Annotated in this window: 2 protein-coding genes; both read left to right on the forward strand. The window is 68.5% G+C overall.

What is annotated here, in order from left to right:
* Window positions 1-449 (forward strand): MarR family winged helix-turn-helix transcriptional regulator (locus ACSFA3_RS25420; protein WP_435508103.1); only part of this gene is annotated, 449 nt, incomplete at its 5' end.
* A partial coding sequence (locus tag ACSFA3_RS25425; RefSeq protein WP_435508104.1) for an MFS transporter occupies window positions 446-1,081 on the forward strand: 636 nt, incomplete at its 3' end. The genes ACSFA3_RS25420 and ACSFA3_RS25425, both read left to right, overlap by 4 nt.

Consider the following 1,081-nt stretch of genomic DNA (forward strand, 5'->3'; position numbering starts at 1 on the left):
AGCGCTTCGGCTTCCTCGTCAAGAGCGTGAGCAAGCTCTACAGCGAAGAGTTCGACCGCCTCGCGCTCGAGCGCATCGGCCTCACCAGCGCCCAGTGCCGCCTGCTCGGCGCGCTGGCCATGCACGGCGATGAAGAACCACTCTCGCAGGCCGAACTCGCGCAGCGGCTCGACCTGACCCCGATGGCGGTGGCCGGCCTGTGTGACCGCATGGCCGCAGCCGGCTGGATCCGTCGCGAGCCCAGCGCCACGGATCGCCGCGTCAACAAGATTCATCTGGAGCCGAGCGCCGAGAAAGCGCTCGACAGCGCGCTCAGTCTCAGCGACGGGCTCAATGCCCGCGTGATGGCGGTGCTGTCGCAACCCGAGCGGGTGCAGCTGCTTGGCCTGCTCGCCAAGGTGCGCGGTAGCCTGGTCGAAATCACCTCGAGCGAGGGCAAGAAGCCATGAGCGTCGCGCCCGGAACCAAGGTGCCGCACCGCGGCATGATCACCGTCTCGATCATGCTGGCGACCATCATGCAGGCGCTCGACACCACGATCGCCAACGTCGCCTTGCCCCACATGCAGGGCAGCCTGCAGGCCTCGCAGGACCAGATCACCTGGGTGCTCACCTCGTACATCGTGGCCTCGGCCATCGCGTTGCCGCTCACGGGCTGGCTGTGCGGCCACTGGGGGCGGCGGCGCGTGTTCATCATCTCGGTGATCGGCTTCACGGTGGCCTCGGCGCTGTGCGGGCTGGCGACCTCGCTGGTCGGCATCGTGGCCGCGCGGCTGCTGCAGGGCATCTTCGGCGCGGCGCTGGTGCCGCTGTCGCAGGCGGTGCTGCTCGACATCAACCCGCGCGAGAAGGTCGGCCAGGCAATGGCGATCTGGGGCGCGGGCATCATGGTCGGGCCCATCCTCGGGCCGCTGCTGGGCGGCTGGCTCACCGAGAACTTCGACTGGCGCTGGGTGTTCTTCATCAACCTGCCGGTGGGCATCTTCGCCTTCTGGGGCATCGCGCGCTACCTGCCGGAGAGCCGGCCGCAGGGCGAGAAGCTCGACATCTTCGGCTTTGTCACGCTGAGCCTAGCCATCGGC

Origin of the sequence: Variovorax glucosi (assembly GCF_051216695.1) — a bacterium.
In the GTDB taxonomy this organism is placed as follows: Bacteria; Pseudomonadota; Gammaproteobacteria; order Burkholderiales; family Burkholderiaceae_C; genus Variovorax.